This is a genomic window from Acinetobacter tandoii DSM 14970 = CIP 107469, assembly GCF_000400735.1.
GTDB classification, from domain to species: domain Bacteria; phylum Pseudomonadota; class Gammaproteobacteria; order Pseudomonadales; family Moraxellaceae; genus Acinetobacter; species Acinetobacter tandoii.
On record NZ_KE007365.1, the window covers coordinates 89,352 to 105,820 of the forward strand.

16 protein-coding genes are annotated in these 16,469 nt (G+C 38.1%); 7 read left to right on the top strand and 9 right to left on the bottom strand.

The features are described from left to right. The first annotated feature begins 41 nt into the window (after positions 1-41). Positions 42-485 carry a universal stress protein gene (locus I593_RS04340; RefSeq protein WP_016166352.1) on the top strand — a complete coding sequence of 148 codons (444 nt, stop codon included), beginning with the start codon at positions 42-44 and terminating at the stop codon, positions 483-485. Between the two features lie 118 nt (positions 486-603). Here I593_RS04340 and pepN read toward each other — a convergent pair whose 3' ends face one another. Next, a complete protein-coding gene (gene pepN / locus I593_RS04345; protein WP_016166353.1) occupies positions 604-3,213 on the bottom strand; it encodes an aminopeptidase N in 2,610 nt (869 codons plus the stop codon). Between the two features lie 198 nt (positions 3,214-3,411). Between pepN and I593_RS04350 the strand changes: the two genes are divergently transcribed. The 4 genes from I593_RS04350 (at position 3,412) to thiM (ending at position 6,485) form a co-directional block, all read left to right on the top strand. Next, on the top strand, positions 3,412-3,855 hold the full coding sequence (locus tag I593_RS04350; RefSeq protein WP_016166354.1) for a hypothetical protein: 444 nt from the start codon (positions 3,412-3,414) through the stop codon (positions 3,853-3,855). A 163-nt stretch (positions 3,856-4,018) separates the two neighbouring features. Beyond that, positions 4,019-4,282 carry a hypothetical protein gene (locus I593_RS04355; RefSeq protein ID WP_016166355.1) on the top strand — a complete coding sequence of 88 codons (264 nt, stop codon included), beginning with the start codon at positions 4,019-4,021 and terminating at the stop codon, positions 4,280-4,282. Positions 4,283-4,445: 163 nt separating this feature from the next. Then, positions 4,446-5,603, top strand: coding sequence for a hypothetical protein (locus I593_RS04360; protein WP_016166356.1), 1,158 nt, complete (start codon positions 4,446-4,448; stop codon positions 5,601-5,603). 12 nt (positions 5,604-5,615) lie between these two features. After that, positions 5,616-6,485, top strand: coding sequence for a hydroxyethylthiazole kinase (gene thiM, locus I593_RS04365; RefSeq protein ID WP_035302188.1), 870 nt, complete (start codon positions 5,616-5,618; stop codon positions 6,483-6,485). A gap of 39 nt (positions 6,486-6,524) precedes the next feature. Here the strand turns inward: thiM and I593_RS04370 are convergent, their stop codons facing one another. Further along, positions 6,525-7,256, bottom strand: a complete 732-nt coding sequence (locus tag I593_RS04370; protein WP_016166358.1) for a hypothetical protein — start codon at positions 7,254-7,256, stop codon at positions 6,525-6,527. Between the two features lie 526 nt (positions 7,257-7,782). Between I593_RS04370 and I593_RS04375 the strand changes: the two genes are divergently transcribed. After that, positions 7,783-8,268, top strand: a complete 486-nt coding sequence (locus I593_RS04375) for an Lrp/AsnC family transcriptional regulator (RefSeq protein WP_026441074.1) — start codon at positions 7,783-7,785, stop codon at positions 8,266-8,268. A 335-nt stretch (positions 8,269-8,603) separates the two neighbouring features. Beyond that, complete coding sequence (locus I593_RS04380) at positions 8,604-10,061, top strand: DASS family sodium-coupled anion symporter (RefSeq protein WP_016166360.1); 1,458 nt, start codon at positions 8,604-8,606, stop codon at positions 10,059-10,061. Positions 10,062-10,165: 104 nt separating this feature from the next. Here the strand turns inward: I593_RS04380 and I593_RS04385 are convergent, their stop codons facing one another. The 7 genes from I593_RS04385 to I593_RS04415 all read right to left on the bottom strand — a co-directional run bounded on the left by I593_RS04385 (position 10,166) and on the right by I593_RS04415 (position 16,223). Continuing rightward, entirely contained in the window at positions 10,166-10,387 is a 222-nt protein-coding gene (locus tag I593_RS04385) for a hypothetical protein (RefSeq protein WP_016166361.1), read from the bottom strand. A 165-nt stretch (positions 10,388-10,552) separates the two neighbouring features. Continuing rightward, entirely contained in the window at positions 10,553-11,386 is an 834-nt protein-coding gene (locus I593_RS04390) for a tetratricopeptide repeat protein (RefSeq protein ID WP_051195102.1), read from the bottom strand. Positions 11,387-11,555: 169 nt separating this feature from the next. Next, on the bottom strand, positions 11,556-14,195 hold the full coding sequence (locus tag I593_RS04395; protein ID WP_016166363.1) for a bifunctional aconitate hydratase 2/2-methylisocitrate dehydratase: 2,640 nt from the start codon (positions 14,193-14,195) through the stop codon (positions 11,556-11,558). Between the two features lie 294 nt (positions 14,196-14,489). Then, the gene (locus tag I593_RS04400; RefSeq protein ID WP_016166364.1) at positions 14,490-14,759 is read right to left on the bottom strand and encodes a hypothetical protein; all 270 of its coding nucleotides are present in this window, start codon (positions 14,757-14,759) and stop codon (positions 14,490-14,492) included. A gap of 218 nt (positions 14,760-14,977) precedes the next feature. Beyond that, positions 14,978-15,337, bottom strand: coding sequence for a hypothetical protein (locus tag I593_RS04405; protein WP_016166365.1), 360 nt, complete (start codon positions 15,335-15,337; stop codon positions 14,978-14,980). Between the two features lie 110 nt (positions 15,338-15,447). Further along, the gene (locus I593_RS04410; protein WP_016166366.1) at positions 15,448-15,882 is read right to left on the bottom strand and encodes an I78 family peptidase inhibitor; all 435 of its coding nucleotides are present in this window, start codon (positions 15,880-15,882) and stop codon (positions 15,448-15,450) included. 137 nt (positions 15,883-16,019) lie between these two features. Then, positions 16,020-16,223 (bottom strand): hypothetical protein, encoded by a 204-nt coding sequence (locus I593_RS04415; RefSeq protein WP_016166367.1) that lies wholly within the window; start codon positions 16,221-16,223, stop codon positions 16,020-16,022. Between the last annotated feature and the right edge of the window lie 246 nt (positions 16,224-16,469).

Here is a 16,469-nt window from a genome sequence, read left to right on the forward strand (position 1 = left end):
GAAAGCTAAGTTTTTTATAATCATAATCGAAGGTGTGCCCCATGACTTATCAACATATTTTAGTACCTGTCGATGAATCTCCAATCTCATATACGGCTGTTGAGCAAGCACTTTCTTTAGCAAAACTCCTGAATTGTCGCGTAACGGTCATGTGTGTCGTGGCTGTCGACCCCTTTGTCGGCGTCGACTTTTACAAAGTTGCTCCAGCAATTACCGATTATTTCATGCAAGCAGAAGAAAATGCCCAAAAGCGTTTGGCAGACATTAAACAATCCTTCATTCGAGATGAAATAGAGGTCGACACTAAAGTAATTCGTGGCGTTTCCGCCGCAGAAGGCATTATCCAAATTGCAGATGAAGTTAGTGCTGACTTAATTATTATGGGCTCACATGGTCGTACTGGTTTCAAAAAGATGATGCTAGGTAGTGTTGCACAAGCCGTACTTACTCAATCCCCTATTCCAGTTCTTGTTGTAAAAGTCTAAAGTTAAAAAATCCCTCTGCATCGAGGGATTTTTTAAATGATTTAAATAAATGCAATAAAAAGGCTATTTTCCATTGCTGAAAAATAGCCTGAACCAGCTTAAACACTAGAATTTTTTATCAGATGCTCAGCATACTGTTTAAAGTTTCCACCACATTTTTAGATTTCACTTGTGGCTTTAAGGCTTCTAAAGATGCCAGTACATCTGAACGTTGAGGTTCGGCTAAAGTATACCAACGAGATAAAACCTGTAATAAACGTGAACCTAAAATTGGATTTTTTTCGTCTAAATACTTAGCTAAATCTACAAAATGGTCAACACCAAAGCTCCAAGTATTTACAGGGTTGCTATTTAACCCACCACTCACAGCACGAATTCGGTTTGGTACTCCCAAATCATAATCTGGATGATTAATCAAAGTTTGAATACTTTCCGCAGTTGCATTCGGATTTGATGCTTGCACTGTAAACCACTGATCAAGAGAAAGTGCTTCATCTTTGAAGCGCGTATAAAAGTCTTGGAGCGCAGTTGAAGCTTGTGGTGCATCATTCCAGACTAAAACACGTAAAGCCCCTAAACGCTCAGACATATTGGTCGTACTGGTATATTGACGGTAAGCCAAATCAAATACTTCCGTATCACCTTGTCGTGCCAACATCATCAACATGATGTTTTTCAATGCACGCACACCCATTGCTTGTGAAAAATCTTTTTGCAAGTCAGGGTCTAAAGCCAAATATGTTTCTTTACAAAATTGACCTAATTCACGTGCCAAGGTATTTAACAATGCATTACGCTTTTCTTGAATTACCTCAGGATTATAGTTTTCATCAATACGACTGCCCAAGTAACCTTCGCTTGGTACATCAAACAAACGAGAAGCCAGTAAAGGATCTTTTTCGACAAGTGCTGGCAACGTATTTTTAATGGCTTGAACATAAATTGCTACATCGTGATCATTCAATAAAACACGCTCTAACAAAGTTTGTGTTGCCTGCCATTGGTTAAAGCCATTGGTTTCATACTGAATCAGGAACGCCAATTCTTCATCTGAATAGTTAAATTCAAGATTGACTGGTGCAGAGAAATTACGTAGTAAAGACACAACAGGTTTCGCTGTTACATTTGTAAAGATAATGCTCGCTTGTTCTTGATCGAATAAATACACACCATCTTTCACGCTATTCTCAAATAATGCATCAGATTGTAGCGTGTATTGTTCACCTGTTTCCGCATTAAATAATGCCAGTGCCACAGGAATCGGAACTGCTTTTAAGTTCGGGTATTTCGCATGGGCTTTAAGGCTTTGCTTAAAACTCAAACGATAGGTTTGTGCCGCAGCATCATACTCACCTGTCGCTTCAAGTTTTGGCGTACCTGGTTGATTGTACCAAGTCAGGAAATTTGACAAATCAACACCTGAACCCGCAGTTAAAGCAGCAACCCAATCTTCAACTGTTACAGCTTGACCATCGTGACGGCAGAAATATTCATCTGTGCCTTTACGGAATTTTTCTTTTCCTAATAAGGTCGCCATCATGCGGTTAATTTCAGCCCCTTTCTCATATACAGTGGCTGTGTAAAAGTTATTAATTTCTACAAAATGGTCAGGACGCGGTGGATGAGACAATGGGCCCGAATCTTCTGGAAATTGATGTGCTTTGAGTACCGCCACATCATCAATCCGTTGCACAGCTGCCGATTGCAAATCTTCCGAAAAAGATTGATCACGAAAAACTGTTAAGCCTTCTTTTAGACATAATTGGAACCAGTCACGGCAAGTAATACGGTTACCTGTCCAGTTATGGAAATATTCATGTGCAATCACCGATTGCACACGCATAATTGCAGCGTCTGTTGTGTATTCTTCATCAGCCAGTACACATGAAGTATTAAAGATGTTTAAACCTTTATTTTCCATTGCGCCCATGTTGAAAGCACTGGTGGCAACAATCATGTAATTGTCTAGATCATATGGACGACCATAGTGTTCTTCATCCCAACGCATCGAATGTTTTAAAGCTTCCATCGCAATATGGCATTTTGGAATATCTTTTTCTTCAGCATAAATTTCCAAAGCGACATCACGTCCTTCAAAGGTGGTGTATCGATCTTTTAAAACAGCTAAATCACCAATCACACAAGCAAAAAGATAGCTTGGTTTTTTGGTTGGATCTTGCCAAATCGCAAAATGGCGGTCTTCACCAACTGAACCTGTTTCGAGCAAATTACCATTGGCTAGAAGCACTGGATATTTTTTATCGGCCTCTACACGCGTCGTAAATACACCTAAAACATCAGGACGGTCTGGATAGAATGTAATTTTACGGAAACCTTCTGGCTCATTTTGCGTTACATACAAATCTGATGCTGCTTGGTATAAACCTTCAAGCTGCGTATTAGATTCGGGATGAATGATCACTGATGTTTCTAAGATGACTTCATTTGGGGCATTATGGATAACAAGCTGCTCACTATCTAAAGTGTAATCGCTCGCATTTAAAACCTGACCATTTAAGCTTATAGACTTCAGCTCTAAATCACGCCCCAATAAGACCAAATCACCGTCAGTCTGGCGTTTCATGACCAAATTGGCATCCACTTGAGTGTGTTCTGCATACACCTGAATATCTAAATTGATCGAATCAACCAGAAATACAGGTTTTTGATAGTCTTTTAAATATACAGTTTGATCTGCTTCTACCACTGGGTTTGCCGCAATGTTCATATCATTTCCTATTTGTCTTTTTAGCATTGACTTTTGCATTGCGTAAAATCATTCATCACAGTACAAGTATCTTTGCCCTTGTTTATCATTCAATATGGGTGTTTATTTTCAGCATTTCAATCACGATTGCGCATAATTTTAAGGAGATGTATTTTATTTATACGCTTTATTCCTCCTCTACGAGTATGTCGGCTAAAAATGAAAATACAACACCTGATTTACGGCATCATCTTGTCAAGTTTTGCATCCATTGCAATTGCCGCGCCAACTCTTCAATACATGGAATGTCTTGCAGCGGATCAACAACATCATTTTGTTTTGGTTGCCCCAGCCCAAAATGGGCAAACAATAAAACTGATGTATTTTCCTTATTTAAAGCTCATTTCTTTGCATTATATAAAAACTGAAAATATTGAAATGGCAGAAGACCGTCCCTATGAACAACACCTTTTTTTTAACGAACGTAATTACGGACGCAATACAGGGCAATATGAAATTATTCTGCAAGGTGCACGCATTTATGCAGTGATTTATAGTGCGAAGCAGTCTGGTGCTATAACAACTTATCAAAATTATCTAGCCGATGAACAAAAACAGAAAGTGAATCAGACACTCATAGCCCATAAATTACAGTGTATTTAGCGCATACCTCTCTATTTCAGTTACACACCGTTTCGTATCACTTGTGCGAGTGACATTTTGATGAATTATCTTTCAAACTGACTACAATTTGTGCACGTTTTTTGCTTGTAAATAGATGTGCAAAGCGCACTATAAAATGAGCAAAATAAAAACGAGGTGCAAAATGTATATCAAAGAACATTTGATTCGTACGGAAAATATCAAAATCATGCAAACCTTGCACGCGGCAGGGATTGATCACAAAGTAATTGCGACATTTATGTGTTGTGAAGGTATTGCAATACAAGCCCAAGAGGTTAGCACCGTTTTAAATCAATATGATGCTTTAGGAAGCAAAAAAATTCCTTCCAAAAAAGTGAAAGCTTTAATTTATGCCAAACAACTCGGAGAAGATGACGAAACACTGCCTTGCCCTGCAGCCTATTAAATTCTTTCTAACTGCTACCGAATAAAGAGCTACTCGAAGCAGTAGCTCTTTTTATTTGCAAAACATCAGCAAAGCTTTGCACAAATGCTTAACAGTTCAACTCTGAACAACACCTAAACGGTGTATAATCTTAAGCACTGATTCAATTATTCGATGACTAACCATGCTGCTCCAAATTCTGCAAAAACAACTGGATGAAAGCACAACTTGTCCGCTTTGTCAGGCAGCAATGTATTGGGTAGAAGCCGAACAATATGATCAAGATGTACAATTTCATGAATGCAGCCACTGTCTGCATCGGGTATTTCAGTCAGATAAATTCACTTGCCACTGTGACAGTTGTGCTTCAAAACGTAAAAAATTACTTCAAGAAACGCGACTGCAAGAACAACGAAAACTCAAGAAGAAAGAGATTGTAGAGCTAGAACTGCGCCAACTTAGCTTTCTACACAAACTGTTTTTACTCAGTATTCTGGATAATCAGATTCAGGAATATTCAGCACATGACGAATTTATTCACTGGGAAAAAATTAAATATCAACCCATTACCCCCAATTATTATTTTCAAAGTACCTTGCTCAAGCAACTGTTAAAAGACCAAATTTTAATTGCCAAAGATTTCGCAGAAGAAGTGCATGAATATTATGTCAATGTTCGTTTAGAAGGTTATACAGAACCAAGCTTGTTCAGTATTACCCAACAACTCAGACATTGGTTTTACGAAAATTTAAAACTCGGCATCCCATTTAAAGATGCTGAAGAAGTTAAAAACACCCTGTATTTGATCTTATATCAAGAAATCGTTCAGTTCATGCAATATTACTGCAAATCTTGGGGAGTTCAAATTGCAGGAAATCAGAGCTTTCAAGCCTTTTGTTATCGTTTAATGGATACCCTCGCGGTAGGTCAGATTTATTATCTCATCCAAACTGCTTTGGAATATCTATATGAACAAAAAGCACTAAAGCCACGCAATGAGAACTTCATCAATACCAACTTACTCAAAAAAACTGTTCAGCAGTATCGGGAACGATCTCTCACAGAAAAATGGGAAACATCTACACTTCCTCGTTTACCCACTATGCCGCTCAGTAAAATGAGTGAAATCCTATTTTTTAAATTTCTCGGTTATGATGAACGGATTTTCTTTCAACCTGTCTGGCGTTCGTGGAAGAAAATTGAACCGCGTTTAAATTTCTATTCAGTCAAACGCTGTATGTATTGTGGTTCCAACGACTTAGCCGTTGACTATGATGCCGAAGAATACGTATCTTTATTTTGTCGACATTGTAAGCATCAGGACCACTATTTCACACGGTGAATGGTGAACATCATGTCTACACTTTCAAACCAGCCAATATTTGACCTTCAGGATAATCTAGTGGATCAAACTGCACCATTACTACAGAAAATTGTTGAAGCGCATACCCAACTCCGTGCAAATCAACCTCTAGTGCAATGTATTACCAATAGTGTCGCTGCCAATTATGTAGCCAACGTACTACTTGCCTGTGGTGCTTCGCCCGCTATGATTGATAACCCATTCGAAGCAGAAAATTTCACTCGGATTAGTAGCGCACTCAGTATTAATTTAGGTACACCAACAACGGAACAAATGCAAGCAATGCAAATTTCTGCCAATACAGCACAGCAAGCTTCCGTTCCTTGGGTACTTGACCCTGTGGGTTATGGCAATATTTTATCTTGGCGCTCAGAAATGACCAATGAGCTGTTGCAATATCAACCCTCTGTAATCCGAGGGAATGCTTCGGAAATGAGTGGATTAGCAGGCAATCAAGTGACAGGTAAAGGGGTAGATAGCACACTAGATAGTGCAGAAGTTTATATACAAGCTTGGACTTTGTTAGACCATGCTGAGTGTATTGCAATTTCAGGTGAATCTGACTTTATTCTCTCTAAAGAATTAAACAGCGTCATTCAAGTCAATGGCGGTTGCTTTCTACAACCAAGGGTGACTGCAACAGGTTGTGCGCTTGGTGCTTTAATTGCAGCTTATTGTGCTGTAACCGATGTTACAATTGCCACTTTGTCCGCACATGTACATTTTGCTGTCGCAGGACAATTAGCATACCAAACAGCACAAACTGTAGGTTCATTTAATGTGGCTTTCTTAGATGCACTTGATAGCCTTACAGCTGATCAAATCAGTGAGTATGCAAATTTCAGCATCATTCACAGGTAAAAAACAGATGTGAGCATAAGTAGAATATGCTCACATCTATTAACTCGCTGCGCGTTCTATCGCATTTAAAATTGCGGCTTCGGTTAACATTTTAGTATTCAATTTACTGACACACATCATCCCCATCCCATCAAAAAAATCTGGTGTGTGCTGCATGAAGAAATCAATATGCTGATTCGCCTGATCATGCATATGAATCGACTCATCTAAAGTCGTTTCTGGAATTACTCTTGGATGCACATAAATATCTTCACGACGTTTTTGTACATCTGGTTTACGTACCGCAACCAATTTAAGTACGTCCAGATAATCCTGTGGCGTATCTACATCTGTTCTCGGGTAAAAATTTTGTGCACACGATGCAAGCAAGGCATAGGCTTTCGGCTGCATCATCGTCACGACAAACCATAATGGAATCAGCGGATGTTTAATGCTGTGCTGTACAGCGACTTTAATCACTGAATTCACAGTTTTATTGCCACGTTGATAATTCGGTAAGAATGACCCACGTGAATTCACCACAAAAATATTCTTATCTCGAATAGTCAGTTTTAATATCAGAATACTGTTATACCCAATTAAACGAACACCATCAAAATACTCTACAACTTGTACAGATATCGCATCTGAATCATGCATAAAATCATGCAATTCTTGCTTACAGGTATCTGGAAAAATAATACGGTCAAATGCTAAAAGTTGTTCTAGATATTGGTTCTGATGTTCAGGTAATAGCTTCTTATAATCTGTTATTGTTTCGGAAATATTCATAACTCCGTCCGAGTTGAATAGACCTGATCATTCTAATACGAGATGATTCTGTCCGACATCCCCTAAACTAGGTACTTAAGGCTCATATGCTTTATTAAAGGGTGATTATTCATATTTTAAATCAATAGATTACAGAATTGTGTATTCAGCAAAATCAATAAGATGCAAGTAAAATACAACTTTAACCCAATGAGTCTAAATCTTTTAAATTTTAATAAAATAACCCATAAAAAATTTAAGCATTTTTATCAATCATTTTTTAGTTTTAGATCATTTTCACTGATTGTTTGAATATCTGATGACATCGTAAGTTATAAAAACGAACCATTAGCACCTTTAAGTCACCCTTCCCTAAAGGTGCTAATGGTTCAATTATCACCTTTAACCCATTCAGTGATAATTTATATCTCTAGTCTAATCATTAACTTGCACAAATGTTTACTGTATTTGAAGGAATTTATTTAAATTTCAGCATAAGAATGAAGTATATTTATATTTTAAAGAAGATTCTTCTGTGGAGTAAGTTTTGAGCAGCACAGAATACATGCTAGATAAAATTGATCGAAAGATTTTATCTGCTTTAAGACAAAATGGCAGATTGACCGTCGCACAACTGGCAGACGAAGTCGGACTTTCCTCCTCTCCGTGTTGGACACGCTTAAAACGTTTAGAGAATCTAAAAATTATTGATGGCTATACAGCCAACATCAATCCGAAGGCAATTGGCATTAATGAATTATTTTTCATCGAAATCACCTTAGAACGACATGATGATGAAATTTTGGAGCAATTCAGCCAAACCTTAGCAGATATTCCTGAAGTGATTGAAGCGCATTTAGTGACGGGTGATTATGATTATTTAGTCAAAGTAGCAGTGAAAAATGCTGAACACTATGAACGGTTTTTAAGAAAAAAACTCTATTCAATTAAAGGTATACGTCATACGCGCTCTACTTTTGCCTTACGCCCGCTTAAGTCTGCCACCACATCTGATTTAATGTTGATTGAATAATCGAAAACTCGTTTACTGCAATTTATGTAGATCTATGTTTTAATAGGCGTAGTATGAGATGAGCCTTATATGAGTATAGAAATATCTATACGACTAGCCCTGCGAAAGCAGGGCTTTTTATTGTCTATTTGAAACGATAAATTCATAGTAAATGTATATAACAACTATAAAGAAAAAATGAATTGAGCAGCATCATGGTGTTATTGACGTCAAAGACTGATTAGGCAAAATTAAAATCAATCTTTTATTGGGAATATGTTACTCACACTAGACTTCAACATAATCAATGTTCATTATTTATTCACATAATAACTATATTTTTGGAGTGTGCTTCAATGGGGTTTAAACTCATACCAACCATAATTTCAGTATCACTTACCCTTATTATTTGGTTTTTCATCCCAGTCCCACACGATGTCTCTGCAAATGCTTGGCTTCTATTTGCCATGTTCATCGGGGTGATTGCTGCCATTATTGGCAAAGCCATGCCAATTGGGGCAATTTCGATTATTGCTATTGCACTTGTTGCGATTACCCGAGTAACCAACGATAACCCAAGTGATGCCATCAAGGACGCATTAAGTGGTTTTGCCAATCCACTGATCTGGTTAATTGGTATCTCCATCATGATCTCAAAAGGATTACAAAAAACAGGCTTAGGTGCTCGACTTGGATATTACTTTATTGCAGTTTGGGGCAAAAGAACCATCGGTATTGGCTACAGTCTCGCGTTATCTGAACTCATCCTTGCCCCAGTGACCCCAAGTAATACTGCTCGTGGTGGCGGAATTATCCATCCCATTGTACGCTCTATTGCAACGAGTTTTGACTCCGACCCTGAAAAAGGTACAGAAGGAAAAATTGGTAAATATTTGGCTTTGGTGAATTACCACTCAAACCCCATCACTTCGGCGATGTTTATTACCGCTACCGCACCGAATCCATTAGTTGTTGAGCTTGTAGCAAAAGCCACCAATAGCCAGATTCAGCTGAGTTGGACGACATGGGCATTAGCCATGGTGTTACCCGGTATTGTGGCTTTGGCGTTAATGCCAATTGCACTTTACTTTATGTACCCGCCTGAAATTAAAAAAACACCCAATGCCGCTCAGTTTGCCAAAGAGCGTTTAAAGGAAATGGGCCCCGTTACCTTACACGAAATGATCATGCTTGCTGTGTTTGGAATTTTACTCTTACTCTGGGCGGGTATTCCCGCAATGCTGTTGGGTGATATGTGGACATTAGACCCCACCACAACCGCATTTATTGGTTTATCTCTTTTATTACTTAGTGGTGTTTTAACTTGGGATGATGTCTTAACTCAAAAAAGTGCATGGGATACCGTAACATGGTTCGCTGCACTGGTGATGATGGCCACCTTTTTAAATAAGCTCGGCTTAATCGCTTGGTTTTCTGATGTTTTACAAACGAGCATTGGGCAGCTTGGCTTAACCTGGGTTCCAGCTTCCATGCTTTTACTATTTGCTTATATGTACGCCCACTATATTTTTGCCAGTACTACTGCACATATTACCGCTATGTTTTCAGCATTCTACATTGCAGGTATCGCATTAGGTGCTCCTCCAATGTTCTTTGCACTGATTATGGCAGCAGCATCAAGCATTATGATGACACTGACCCATTATGCGACGGGTACATCCCCTATTATTTATGGTTCGGGTTATACAACACTTGGTGAATGGTGGAAAGCAGGTTTTGCCATGAGCATTATTAATATGGTTATTTTTATAGTCTTAGGTGGAATTTGGTGGAAGATGTTGGGTTATTGGTAAGATAATTCAGTATTAAAAAGCCCCATCAAGGGGCTTTTTAACGTCTGTATTTTCAATAGACTAAGCTACAACTCTATTTATTGGATTTACACTAATCAGGTTCATTAATCAGGCTTAATATCATAAACCCAATTTCGCGCCTGTTTGTCTGTGGCCGTTTCACAGACATAGTAGTCATGATCCCATGAGTCTTGGTGGAAAATTTCCATTTTTCGGTAAGTGACTTGTTTGCCATTTTCGACACATACAAAGCTGTCACCTTGGTCTTTTACGGCAGAACCGTTAAGAAATCCACCAATACAGAGGAAGCGGGATTGTTTAGGCATTTGCTTAGATCTACTTTTAATCTTACTAAATAATGAGGTAATTAAACGATTTATTAGCTAAACTGTATATATTTTTATTGCATTCTCTTTATCTAAAAAAACAACTTACCTAATATCAATATTACTTCGATTCTAGTCGTAGGCTACGGTTTCTTAATGACTGTATCACTCACATTCTGGTATTTGAAAGTCATTTTTAGATGCAATTTCTTTGAAAATCTTGAAGGTTTCAACAGGATTTTGTCTACATGCCGACTTAAACCATTTTAATGACTCAGCTTGGTTCTTTTCAACACCTAACCCACCATAATAGAGTGAAGCTAAGCCAATTTTAGACTTATAATCCCCTCTACCTGCCGCCTTTAAAAACCAATTATATGCTTTAACATAATCAGGGTTTTGAATATTGCTTTTAAGATATATCATTGCAATCCTTGATTGATATTTCAATACTCCTTTTTCTGCTAGCAATAGTGTTGGTTGCTCAGCCAAAATCATATTATCTAAATCGATATAATAATAGTCTGCTAAACTCTCGATATCTTTTTGTTGCCCTTTTTCAGCTAAATCTATGAGAATTTCTTCAACTTTTTTTTCATTTCTTGGTACTTCTTTTAAATAATACATTCTCAACAAATTACGCTGAGAGTCTTCAACTTTTCGGTCAGCTGCAATCGAAAACCATTTGGCAGCCTCAGGATAATTAACAGCAACACCTTCACCTTTATAATAGATTAGTCCTAAATTATGATTTGCAGAACGATGCCCTAATGCCGATGCCCGTTTATATAATTCAATAGCTCCCTTTAAATCTTTTTCAACTCCATACATACCATTTTGCTTTAGTACAGCCAAATCATAGAGCCCTTGCTTGTTATTGTTTTTTGCCTTTTCTAACGTACCAGCCAGATCAAAAGATATTTGTTCTTCCGCATGTATAACTGTTATAAAGCTAATAACCATCATAGCAATGCTAAGTATATTTTTCACAGACTTCATTTTTCTTCATTTAAAAATTAGGTAGAGTAGACCGATTAGCCTCAATATATAAGTGACTATATAAAATAATGACTGATTCTAAATAAAATTACTTAGTATTTATTTTAAAAAATAAGGGCTGATTAATCAGCCCTTATTTTTAACTCATTAAAACTTAATTATCAATTAATTAAGTTAACTGAGCAGCAGCAATTTTCTTAGTATCTACCTTATCCGCAGCATTTGTATATTCGCCCATTTGGTCGAAATTCAAATATTTGTAGATGTCAGCAGACATACTGTCAATTTGAGCTGCATATTGTTGGTATTCTTCTGGAGTTGGTAATTTACCAAGTACAGCAGCAACAGATGCAAGCTCAGCAGACGCCAAGTAAACGTTAGAACCTTGACCTAAACGGTTAGGGAAGTTACGTGTAGAAGTCGATACAACCGTTGTGTTCGGCGCAACACGTGCTTGGTTACCCATACATAATGAACAACCAGGCATTTCAGTACGTGCACCAGCACGGCCATAAGTGTTATAGAAGCCTTCTTCCATTAACTGGTGTTCGTCCATACGTGTTGGTGGAGCCAACCATAAACGAGTTGTTAATGAACCGCTTGGTACTTTCTCAAGTAACTGACCAGCAGCACGGAAGTGACCAATGTTCGTCATACAAGAACCGATGAATACTTCATCAATTTTGTCGCCTTGAACGTCAGAAAGAAGTTTTGCATCATCTGGATCGTTCGGGCAGCAAAGGATAGGTTCTTTGATGTCAGCAAGGTCGATTTCATACACTTTCGTGTATTCAGCATCAGCATCAGCTTTAAGAAGTGATGGGTTAGCCAACCATTTTTCCATGTTTTCAACACGGCGAGCCATCGTACGCGCATCGCCATAGCCTTGTGAAATCATCCACTTAAGCATTGTGATGTTAGAACGTAGGTACTCAGCAACTTTCTCTTCAGAAAGTGTGATTGCACAACCAGCAGCAGAACGTTCAGCAGAAGCGTCAGAAAGTTCGAATGCTTGTTCAACAGTCAAATCAGTTTCCATTTCTGACAAGTCGATTTCTAAGATACGACCAGAGAAGATATTTTTCTTACCTTTTTTCTCAACAGTAAGATCGCCTTCCTTGATTGCATAGTAAGGAATTGCATGTACAAGGTCACGTAAAGTGATACCAGGCTGCATTTTACCTTTGAACTTCACAAGAACTGACTCTGGCATGTCAAGTGGCATAACACCAGTTGCTGCAGCGAACGCTACAAGACCAGAACCCGCTGGGAATGAAATACCAATTGGGAAACGAGTATGCGAGTCACCACCAGTACCTACTGTATCTGGAAGTAACATACGGTTTAACCAAGAGTGGATAATACCGTCACCTGGACGTAAAGAAACACCACCACGGTTCATGATGAAGTCAGGAAGCGTATGTTGCATTTGTACGTCAACTGGCTTTGGATAAGCAGCAGTGTGACAGAAAGATTGCATAACTAAGTCAGCAGAGAAGCCCAAGCAAGCTAAGTCTTTTAACTCGTCACGAGTCATAGGACCAGTTGTATCTTGAGAACCCACTGTAGTCATCTTAGGTTCACAGTAAGTACCAGGAATTACACCTTGACCTTCTGGAAGACCACATGCACGACCAACCATCTTCTGAGCTAAAGTGAAACCTTTACCAGTTGCAGCAGGTTGTACTGGAGTACGGAATAACGTAGATGGAGCAAGACCTAAAGCTTCACGCGCTTTAGCAGTCAAACCACGACCCACGATCAAGTTAATACGGCCGCCAGCACGTACTTCGTCTAGAAGAACTGGAGTTTTAAGTTCAGATTCAGCAATTTTTTCGCCGTTTTTGAACGCAGTTACTTTAGCCGCTGAGTGATCAATCTTAAGAACGATTTCGTCACCCATGTTCATGTTTGCAACGTCAATCTCTACAGGTAACGCACCAGCGTCTTCCATAGTGTTGAAGAAAATCGGAGCGATTTTAGAACCTAAGCAGTAACCACCGTCTTTTTTGTTCGGAATGTGCGCGATTTCGTCACCGAAGAACCAAAGTACAGAGTTAGTTGCAGACTTACGAGAAGAACCTGTACCAACAACGTCACCCACGTAAGCAACTTGGTTGCCTTTCGCGATGAGTTCTTTAATTTGGTTAAGTGGGCCAACTTCACCTGCAACTTCTGGGTTGATACCATCACGTACGTTTTTCAACATCGCATTCGCGTGTAATGGGATATCTGGACGGCTCCAAGCGTCTTGAGCTGGAGACAAGTCATCAGTGTTTGTTTCACCAGTTACTTTGAATACTGTAAGTTTGATTTCTTCAGGAACATCTTTACGGCTAGTGAACCATTCAGCATCAGCCCAAGATTGAAGAACTGCTTTCGCATTTTCGTTACCCGCTTTCGCTTTGTCAGCAACGTCATGGAATGCATCAAATACAAGAAGAGTTTTCTTTAATGCTTCAGCAGCTAAGCTAGCCAATTCTGCATTGTCTAAAAGCTCAACTAGAGGTGCTACGTTATAACCACCAAGCATAGTACCTAGTAAGTAAACCGCACGTTCTTTAGAAACTAATGGAGAAGTCGCTTCGCCCTTAGCCAAAGCAGCTAAGAAAGCAGCTTTAACGTATGCAGCTTGGTCAACACCCGCTGGAACACGGTTTTCTAGTAAATCAACTAAAAATGCTTCTTCGCCAGCTGGTGGGTTTTTTAATAATTCAACTAATTCAGCTGTTTGAGCATCATCAAGTGGCTTCGGTGGGACTCCGAGTGCGGCACGTTCTGCAACGTGTTGGCGGTAAGCTTCTAGCACGGTGTTATTCCTCTTTTTTAAAAAATTATTTACGCATTCCTGCTTTAAACAAAGCTACGCAAATAATATGGACTGCTTGATTTTACTAAAATTCCAGTTAAAAGTTAATGCGCTACAAGTGTTTCTTCGTGATGCCCATTATTTTCTAACTAAATGATGCTCATATCGATTGCATATAAAAACAGCAATATAGTCAGATCATTTGGGCTTTTTTCACATTAACTTTGAACTGCCATTCAAAAACAAAAAAGGCAACCTATGTTGCCTTTTTTTACTACAGATAAATATTCAACCTTAGTGGACAGTCGTGTCCTTTAAATATTCAGCTAATCCTGATTCATCACCTTCAAATTTGATCTTAATCTCATCTTCATGCAACATCATGTGTTGTGCACTGGCAAAAGAGATTTTTACAGCATAGAGCTTCAGATCTGTATCAATTGAGTGTTGTATGTAAACTCTATCACCAAGACTCAGCACATAATGACTCCCTGATATGATCATACAATGTGTTTCGTCCTGTAAAAGAAAATCAGCTTGATTTAAATATCCAGCTACTTCCATATCTCACTCCTTCTGCTTGTTATTATTCTGTCTTTATTATTGTTTAAAAATGGACTGTTTTCTATATCTACAACCCTATCAAATCATATATTTAAAATATGCTTAGGCTATTTCAATGACCTTAAATATCAAATCATTCCACTTAAAAATCTAGTAAATAAAAGCCTTATGTATCTTTCCACAAGGCTTTTATTTAAATTTTAACCGTAATGAGCAAGTTAGAACTGCTTATACTCTGGCAATTTATCGTGTGGGGTGACCAAACATTTCTCAGTAATTTGCGTCTTAATTTGCTCACGTGCCGCATCTTTATCTTGTTTAATTTGCGCTTCAGGCATTGCGTACACTTGTTCAATAATGTCCAGAATGAATTTTTTGGTAAATTCATCATCAATTTTGTTGGCGTGCTCAATCGCCTTATTTTTTTCAATAGCACTTTGGCGATCAAGCATAATTGAACGCGCAGCATTCCCCATACTGGTACAGTAGCCGTGCCATTGTTCTTCAGGAGTTAATGGCTTCTTTTCAGAACATCCTGCTAATGCTGCCACAATAGCTAAAAAATAAATTCTTTTCATGCATACTCTCCAATTTTGCGCACTATGATAGTCAAACTTTTTGAAATGATGAACCATTACTGGCTTTGAATATTAAAAAAGCCCTAATTAGGGCTTTTTTACTCGATCAATTAACCGCAATTTGCTTGAACTACTTTATTATCTTTAGGATTAATAGTTACAGTTACCCGGTCCTCGCGATAATCCATCGTCACAGGTTGACCTGGCTGAACTAAGCGCACAGTTTGAGCATTGGTTTTTTGTTTAATTTGTGCCTCAGTTAAGCCACTTTGCCCAACTAAAGTTGCTGCTTGTTTTGGTACACATTTTGCCTGATTCTGACGGAAAAATTGCCATTCCTCTACAATCTGCCCATTCGGTAAATGACAATACCCAACCTCACCATTAGCTTCTTTTCTAATTTCCAATTTACCATCTTGTTCAACACAAAAAGTACTTGCTGGATTTGCCATTCCAATGTTCGTTTTTTCAGTTTCTGTCTTTTGCACTGTACTACAACCCGACAGAATCACCATGATCAACCCAAACATCATATTTTTTTTCATAAAGGATATTTCTTTAAATAAAAGATTAACATAGCAAAGATATTGAAAATAAACTGTGCGAGTTTTGCAAAATATCAATTAAAAAAAGCCCATCAATCGAAGGACTTTTTACTTAAGACTTATTTTATATGTTAACTTTAATTCACTGAATGAATATCAAGTTCTTCATTTTTCGCTAAAACTACTGAAGCTAAAATTGGCACACCCAAAATAAAAGGTACCGCAAAAATCCAAAAAATCACGGTATAGTGCGGATTAAAGAGAAATTTAATAGCTATTGCCGCCAAGATTAAAACTGAAAATAAAATCGCTGCAAAACGCAGTACAAATTTGATTGGCATGGTGATTATCGCTCAAAATTAGCAAGTCCAATTACTATACACCTACTTTTCATATGGTTTAATTGGTTTTAGGTATCTAGTGGCTGTTATCTATAGGTTTTCTTGATCTAGACAAATTACCTCAAGTACGATGGAAATACTTTTTCGAAGCTCATTAAAATATAAAGATGGTAGTGGAAGCTATATTTTTAAAAATAATACTTTAAAGATACTCTTTCGAGGTTCAGTTCTTAAATTTAACGCATT

Coding starts and splice junctions, on each gene's coding strand:
- I593_RS04415 (WP_016166367.1), bottom strand. CDS start 16,223: ATGCCAATCAAATTTGTACTGCGTTTTGCAGCGATTTTATTTTCAGTT.
- pepN (WP_016166353.1), bottom strand. CDS start 3,213: ATGAACATTGCGGCAAACCCAGTGGTAGAAGCAGATCAAACTGTATAT.
- I593_RS04370 (WP_016166358.1), bottom strand. CDS start 7,256: ATGAATATTTCCGAAACAATAACAGATTATAAGAAGCTATTACCTGAA.
- I593_RS04340 (WP_016166352.1), top strand. CDS start 42: ATGACTTATCAACATATTTTAGTACCTGTCGATGAATCTCCAATCTCA.
- thiM (WP_035302188.1), top strand. CDS start 5,616: ATGTCTACACTTTCAAACCAGCCAATATTTGACCTTCAGGATAATCTA.
- I593_RS04410 (WP_016166366.1), bottom strand. CDS start 15,882: ATGAAAAAAAATATGATGTTTGGGTTGATCATGGTGATTCTGTCGGGT.
- I593_RS04350 (WP_016166354.1), top strand. CDS start 3,412: ATGAAAATACAACACCTGATTTACGGCATCATCTTGTCAAGTTTTGCA.
- I593_RS04405 (WP_016166365.1), bottom strand. CDS start 15,337: ATGAAAAGAATTTATTTTTTAGCTATTGTGGCAGCATTAGCAGGATGT.
- I593_RS04390 (WP_051195102.1), bottom strand. CDS start 11,386: ATGAAGTCTGTGAAAAATATACTTAGCATTGCTATGATGGTTATTAGC.
- I593_RS04380 (WP_016166360.1), top strand. CDS start 8,604: ATGGGGTTTAAACTCATACCAACCATAATTTCAGTATCACTTACCCTT.
- I593_RS04355 (WP_016166355.1), top strand. CDS start 4,019: ATGTATATCAAAGAACATTTGATTCGTACGGAAAATATCAAAATCATG.
- I593_RS04360 (WP_016166356.1), top strand. CDS start 4,446: ATGCTGCTCCAAATTCTGCAAAAACAACTGGATGAAAGCACAACTTGT.
- I593_RS04400 (WP_016166364.1), bottom strand. CDS start 14,759: ATGGAAGTAGCTGGATATTTAAATCAAGCTGATTTTCTTTTACAGGAC.
- I593_RS04385 (WP_016166361.1), bottom strand. CDS start 10,387: ATGCCTAAACAATCCCGCTTCCTCTGTATTGGTGGATTTCTTAACGGT.